General features: G+C 49.8%; 3 protein-coding genes. 1 reads left to right on the top strand and 2 read right to left on the bottom strand.

The features are described from left to right. The first annotated feature begins 19 nt into the window (after positions 1-19). Positions 20-400 (top strand): hypothetical protein, encoded by a 381-nt coding sequence (locus tag HKN79_11150; protein ID NNC84123.1) that lies wholly within the window; start codon positions 20-22, stop codon positions 398-400. On the opposite strand, the gene HKN79_11145 is transcribed toward HKN79_11150, so the two are convergent. Further along, positions 368-2,455 carry a tetratricopeptide repeat protein gene (locus HKN79_11145; protein ID NNC84122.1) on the bottom strand — a complete coding sequence of 696 codons (2,088 nt, stop codon included), beginning with the start codon at positions 2,453-2,455 and terminating at the stop codon, positions 368-370. The genes HKN79_11150 and HKN79_11145 overlap by 33 nt on opposite strands. 36 nt (positions 2,456-2,491) lie before the next feature. Beyond that, positions 2,492-7,767: S8 family serine peptidase (locus HKN79_11140; protein ID NNC84121.1), on the bottom strand; the 5,276-nt coding region annotated here is incomplete at its 5' end.

The raw sequence follows: 7,767 nt of genomic DNA, 5'->3' as shown, positions 1-7,767 counted from the left end.
AGGTGGATATAAGAAGGTCATGATGCCTGTAGCACCTCATGAAGATTATCTGGTCAAAGTAGAGCAGACCATCGATCTTATGGCTCCAGATGGGGAGATCGTGATCTTCGCCATACTCAAGCCTGGTGTCCCATTGGATGAGGAGATTCTGCGCAACATCGAAGCCACCAAGAAATTGCTTGAGGAGAGAGGAGTGAAGTATAGTTATCAGGAAGAGGATTCTGACCGTTATTCTATCGGCTATTCCAAAGAGACCCTGGCGCATGTCAGGAATGAGAAGATGGACCTGATCTCCATCATGGCCAATGTTTCTTCCCGCAACCAGCTTTTCGGAAAAATGGACAAGGAGAATGTATTGCTGAACGAATCAGGAATCCCGGTCCTCTGCGCTAATCATTGATCGAGCTTCTTCTACCAGTTTCTCAGCTTCACCATTGATCTCATGCTTGATGAAGTACATGTCTATCTCACCGATATTCTTTGCATGGATCTTTCCCCGGTGCTCACACTCATACTGATGTTTGACCAATTGATAGGTGGCTTCTGAGATATTGATGCGACCGGCTTCTCCGTTGCTCTCCATTCGGCTAGCAACATTCACTGTGTCTCCCCAGATATCATAGGCGTATTTCTTGATTCCCACCACACCCGCTACTATAGGGCCTGTATGTATGCCTACGCGCAACTCCCATGGGGGAAGTCCACGCTTGATCCTATCTTCTTTGGCACGGGCCATGAACTCCTGGATCTTGAGGGCTGCTTGTACCATCTTCACCGCATTGTCAGGGTCTGGCTTGGGTACCCCTGCAGCGCACATATAGGCATCACCTATGGTCTTGATCTTCTCGACACCGAGTTCTTCCATGATCTCATCGAAGGCCGTGAAATACATCGTCAGTTCATCGATCAATTCATGTGGAGTGAGCTGACTGGCCAGGGATGAGAAGCCTTTGAAATCAGTGAATAGGACCGATACCATTTGATAGTCCTTCGGTTTGGATTCACCATGCTCATTGAGCTCTTTGACGACATCTGCCGGTAAGGTATTGAGGAGTAGGGTCTCGATCTGGTCCTTCTGCTTATCGAGAAGTTTGTTGGTGCGCACCTTGGTGAAGTACATGCGCAAGAGAATGAAAGCGATGACCACGATGAATCCCAGACCGGCCTGAAAGGCATGTTTTTCCAACTTCTGCCGCTCTCTTTGCTCCTCTACTAGGGCCAGTTCAGCTTGACGTTTGTCCATGTCCCGCTCGAATAGCAGTCCATCCAATCGCTGATTCATCTCTGTCCGGTACAGCGTATCGCGTATATCAGTGAGAAGCGCTTGATACGTGTACGCTTCGTCAAAGTCCTCCATCTCCAGATAGGTATCTGCCAGACTCCGGTAGATGTCTTCCAGATCCTGTTTGAGACTCAGTTCTTCTGCTAGGTCCAAGGCTATATGATAATGCTCGAGGGCACTTTCATACTCACCCATATTGTAGTAGACGTCACCGATCGCCCGATTGGATTGGGCTACATCCATTTTGGCATCCAGGTTATCGGCCAGTGCCAAGGCTCTTCTCTGATGGGAAAGGGCCTCATCGAAACGCCCTTGATTCATATATGCCTTTCCGATACCACGAAGCGCGTAGGTCTCATTCTCTGTTCCGGCAAAGGCGGTCCATGATTCATAGAAATAGGCCAGCGCCAGTGAGTCCATCTCGTCCGCTTCTTTCATAGCAGCTTCGAATTCTTCCCGTTCTATGGATTCTACTCCCTGACCGGCCTTATTTCGGATGATCTGGGCTTGGGCGGTATAGATCTCTCCCAGATTGGATGCAATGGTCCCGATCGTATTGGCATCCTTCAGTTTCTCACCCATCGCCAAAGCCCTCAAGTCGAATTCGATGGCCTTGTCATAGGTCAGTTCGTTCTCCCCATAGAGTGCCCCGATATTGGTCAATACCGCCATCAGACGTAGGGTGTCTTGTACTTCTTCTGCGACCTTTTCTGCCTTGAGATAGAACTCGAGAGCCTTCAGGTCATCGCTTTGATTGAAGTAGACCGCTCCTATATTGGAGTAGATACGGGCCACGTTCGATTTATCTCCTATCTCTTCGAATAGGCCTACACTCACCAGCCATTGATCCACCGCACTGGCATAGTCACCTATTAGATAAGAGGCCAGCCCGTGATAGCGGTAGGCATTGGCCATCCCCTTTTTATACTTCGCCTTTTCACTTAGAACCTCGGCCTGTTGGGCATAGTCCGATGACTTCTCGATATCAGAAGCGAGATAGAATCGGGAGAGCTCGATCATCGCATTGACCCGCGTGGAGTCCTTTTGCTTGGAGGCGATCACCTCCATGAGGCTATCCACTTGGGCCAAGCTAGAGGAAACAGCGCATAGGCATATCAGGACTGAGAACAATAGTCTGATCCCGAATGCTCGTATTTCGTTCCGCTCTAGCATTTCTTCCGAATGATACCGCTCATATCAGATCGGATATCATTCCTTGAATATCCGTTTAGTGAACAGTCCTTGGTCAGACTGCGCTCGGATGAGGTACACACCGATCGGAAGTGAACTCAGATCGATCTGCATTTCTCGTCCCTTCCTATCAAAGTTAAGAGGAATGTCCTGTCTGACACCCATCGTATTCAATACTTCCAAGTGCTCGATCACGCCTAATTCCTGGTCCAGCCTGACAGTCACCTCTCCCTGGGTCGGGTTAGGATATACATCCAGCAGGGTCTCTTCATTGTCCTTGAAGAAGAATATGGTCGGGATGCAAGAAATGGTATTCGGCCCGGCCAGGGTAGTGTTCACATTCAAGGTGTATTCTTCATAGGTCTTGAGAGTATACCAGAGGTCCTCATTGTCGAAATACCCAGTGAAATAGTTCACTCCCGGATGGAAGAGGGTAGGCAGTTCGACATGATAGCTACCATTGCTGGTCAAGAAATTGTTCTCCCCAGGGGGAACGCAAAGGGTGATCGGATTCGGATTGTTGTATCCGAAGGTCACCTCATGACTATAGCCTAAGACCGGAATACCTAGCGGTTCGATACACTCTACGAATACATTGACATCCATTGCCCCTTCTCCGTAAGGATTGACGTACATGAGATTGGGGACATAGATGATTTCCAGATCATCTTGTCCTTCAAGCACGATGCTGTCCGGCAGGAGGATATACGTTCCAGGAACAATACCGATATTCCACTGTTGTCCGGCTGGATAGAACTCTTGTCCTCCGGCTTCAGCCAGTAGGAATACGGGATCGGAGATGAGTATATCCTCTATGTTGCCCGGGTATCCTTCTACAGTATATGTGAACTCAGGGAGCGGTCCATTCTGGGTCATGCAGGCCTGGTCTGCAATGACGAAGATGGCAGAAGGCAGCACTCTCAATACCCCCGTGGCATAGGTCAGGGCATAGTTCTGGGGTTCGTTCTGAACCAGACCTGACATCACTATCGTATGTGTACCTGTAGGGTAGGTGGGACCAGGAAGTACATTCCCCAAACTATCCAGTACGGTGAATGTCGCTTCACCACTGAAGATAACATTTGGGTCATCGGAGAATTTCAGACCGGTGAAGAAATAGGTGAATTCTGGGATCTGACCTTGAGTCACCGTAATACTATCAGGTGTCACGGTCAATGGTGCCTCGACCACCGTCAGATCTCCTACTTCCAGCAGGAGTTCGAAGTTCGAGGTCAGCAGGGCTGCCGAAGCAATGAAATGCGTACCGACATCGAAGCCGGTGATCACATTGATCGACTTGAAGACTTCGATGGTGTCATTGGGCGGAGCTTCCGCATCGCTCTCATCGAATATCACCACGATATCGGATTCTCCACTGTTACCGGATGAGGCACTATTCAGAATGGTCGATCCACTTACCACAGGCCGCTGGTCGATCTTGGCCAGACCGCTCACCACTGCCCGTTGACTGACCACCGCACGCTGGGTATTCAGAAGGGGTCCTGTAGCAAAAAGGTCAGCTTCTGCCGAATCCAATTGATAGGCAAATAGGGAAGCAGGGGAAACATCAACGACCAGAGTCGTGTCAAAGGTGAAGTCACTCACCACCGGTCGTTGGGTCACTTGAGGTCGTGCGCTGACCACTGCTCGCTGTGTAGCCAAGAATCCGAGATTGACGAAGTCATCGCGTATCACTCCACGGTCATCTACCAATACGGTATCACTGATCAAACCGATGGCGTTGGTCGTTGTAGCTCGATGTTCATCTTCAAGAGCCTGTAGGAAAGCCGCGCGCTCATCCAATGGAATTCCTGAATCATCGTAGATGTAGTCAAAGGAGAATTCCTGACCATCCAATTTATCTCCATAGACTACCGTGGTATCCTTAGGAAGGATGGTCAGTGGGAGTTTCTCTACATTGAGTACACCGTTGACCGTTTCATAGGTGAAGTTGTCCAGGGCACTGCTATCGGTCAAGAATATCTCTGGAGTGATGATATAGAAATCACTTGGACTCATGCTTGTGGCCGTAGTCTGGAAAGCGATACTATCGATACCTACATCGCTCAAGGACTGACCGAGGTCTTCCAGTGTCGCTCCATTCAAGGTGACAGTGGCAGTGAATGTGGGCAGCGCATATCCAAAGAGTTTGGATTTATCATCGGCTGTAATGACGACCGCTACCGGCTGATCCCCGAAGAAACTCAAGGTATCCGAGTTACCTCCATCATCCAATGAAGGCGTGAAAGGAGGAGTGTAGACGTAGAGTCCAGGGTCGCCTGTGAATGGGTCGACCATACTAGTCAATAAACTGCTATTGATATAGGTAGTGGGTAAGGTGTCATCACCGAATACGATGACCGAACTAGCGGTGAAATAGTCACCGATGACCTGGAACCCGAGAGTATCCTGACCTGGGGTCTGGGTGCTGTCATCCAAAGCCAATGATATCAGGTCAGGTATGGGTGCCGCCAGGGTCAGCATGGCCTCATCAGCACGTAAAAGACCCGATCCAGACTCCAGATCGAATCCAGGGTCACCCATATCCAATGCTGTACTGACCAAGATGGATTTCATCTCACTTGGAGTTATCGTCTCAGCATAGAAATCGTTCTTCGCCTGAAGTAGAAGTGCTCCGACTCCTGCTGCATGAGGTGCTGCAGCCGAGGTGCCGAAGAAATTAGGGAAGACGTCACCATCCACATCCCCAGAACCTAGATCGATGGTAGTGTTACCGCCATTCGGGGCGGTGAGGTCTGGTTTTTCTCTGACTATGCCATTCACTGGAGTACCACCTTGAGAAGAGAAACTGGCAATCACCGGAGGGTCGACTCCGAAATCAGGAGTCTGCCAGTAGTTGACCGCACCTAATGTAATAGACGATTCTGCATTGGCCTGACCCACGATGGTCGAGCTACCCTGGGCGAATTCCGTGATCTGTGGATCTCCTCTGAAAGCCATGTATTTGAAAGTGACTGGTCCACTTCCTTGGGGTCTGACGATCATGATGTTGGCCTCCACTGTACTGTCACCGGGTACAGTGAACGGAAGAACTTCCAATGGGTCCCCTCCGATATTGTTCCTGTTGAAACCGAAGTATTCCGTGCCGAGTTCATTGGTCAAGAATATGTCTAGGTCATTGGTCGTACCGGTCAACGTCTGACCGTTGGAGTAGATGCTATCCTGCCATTGCAATACGATGGTATAGACTCCTGGAGATAAGGTAAGTTTCTGCCGGATATCCCCACCTCCGAAATCATGCACTTGGCCTTCAAAGCCTAACGGTGCGATCGTTGCATCGAAGTCACCGGTATAGGAATTGTCATCGAAATTCCCTCCGGCCACGAAATAGGATGTACCTCCGGCCGAAACCTGTTCCACGGCTTGGGCGATCACTCCATCTTGGAAGAAAGGAGAGGTCAAGAATGATATATCATCCACAATGACATCACATCCAGCAGAATCCAATTCGAGGACACCTTGAGCCAAGTCACCTTCGCTGATCACTCCGGTCCTGAATCCGAGTTCTGCACCGGGGGCCACATCATGCACGATCTGGAGCATGGCCCTTCCTTCGTCAGAAGCGATTCCATAGGGATATTCTTGTATCACATCCACTGGTAGAGGATAGACTGCATTGCTGGCTCCGGGAAGGTCGCCATTGAGTACGTTGTTGGAAGCTCCTGTGCCACCAAGAGCCGTGTCGTAGCTATCAGACAGCACGCACACCTTGGTGCCAGCACCATCGATCATGTAGGCATCGCGTACGATATCCGATCGCTGGGCCTCGTCTCCTTGAGTAGTCGTTACTCCCACACTGGTCACGGCTGGGAATACCGGACGTACGTAGACGGTCTTGTCTGAAATTGGTGGGGAATTGAGATTGTCGAGCTTCGCAATCGCAAATTTTCCGGTGATGATCAGTGGATTGAGCCCATTCGGGATCAGATCGGTCATACCGTATAGAGTGTCATTGACCAATAGATTCTTAGCAGCGGCCGTCTCACCTTCTATGGTGATCACCTCTATATACACACTGTCATTCGCGATCCGGAAGATCTTGTTGATGGTGTCTGTCTCTTGATCATAGTTCATGAACAGAGAGGTCAACTCGCTCCCAATGATATCTTCAGTCTTACCTTCAGGTAAAGGCGGGTAGTAGGGAAGGATACATGGCCCTTGTACCACCACCGTGGAATCGGTAGCCTCACAACCGCCTTCTAGTTCGTAGGCGATCATATAGTAGGTCCCAGGGGCATCCACTACCGGATTGAAAGTGAACTGACCCGAGACGATGTTCCCGTCAAAGGTGTACCATTCCACATTCTCATACCCTTGTTCAGGTCCTTTCCCTTCTTCGATGTTCTTCTCGAATTCGTAGTAGATCTCCCCTTCTAGCGTAGTAGAATCCAAGTAGCAATTGATCAACTTGGGCGGTCCGGCTTCGGCAAAGAAGAACTCGGATTCATTGGATTGGAATACTTCCATGGTATCCGTTGCTGAACATCCGTTCTCATCGATGGCCTCGAGTACATAGATACCCGGATCGTAGATCTCGACTTCCCCTGACTCGGTGCTGAATTGGTAGAACTCTCCTTCGGTCGGGGAACTCCAGATATATGTATCGACAGGAGGATCCGATGTACCAACCACATAGACTCCATACCAGCTGTCGCAAGCAATATACCGATCCTCATACGCGTAGACCGTGAGGAAAGGATTGTAGGTATCGAAGGATACCTCTACGGTATCTGTAGAACTGCAATCCGAATCTGGATCATAGGCCTCTAGGACATAGGTACCTGCACTGTAGATAGTCACATCGGCAGAAGCAGTGGTATCCTGATGGAAGGATCCTTCATTCGTAGTTGACCAGGTATATTCCACGTCATCCTCATCGACCAGAGCGGGTAAGAAGATGAATCCTTCAGTACATAGGATAGATGTATCTGGACCCGCATCCACCTCTGGATATTCTAGAGGATAGACCACCACGGTATCTGAATCTGTACAGCCATTCTGCAACCAGGTGAGGTCTATGATATAAGTGCCAGGGGAGGTGACCCAGATGTCAAGAGAACCTTTGCCTTCTTGAAAACTTCCATCGGGAGTGCTCCACTCAGCTTCGAAGGGATAGTTGTCCGTGTCTGCACCGAAATAGATACCATCACTGTTGCAATAGAGATTCCTGTCATCTCCCGCATCCACTGTCGGGGCCTCGAAATCAGAGCCTACCCATACAGTGTCGGTAGAGAAACACTCGGTCTGTGGGTCGCTCACGGTGATGACATAGG

Source organism: Flavobacteriales bacterium (assembly GCA_013001705.1).
Taxonomy (GTDB): domain Bacteria; phylum Bacteroidota; class Bacteroidia; order Flavobacteriales_D; family JABDKJ01; genus JABDLZ01.
The sequence above is the reverse complement of the archived record's forward strand: the minus strand, read 5'-3'. Positions and strand labels throughout refer to the sequence as shown.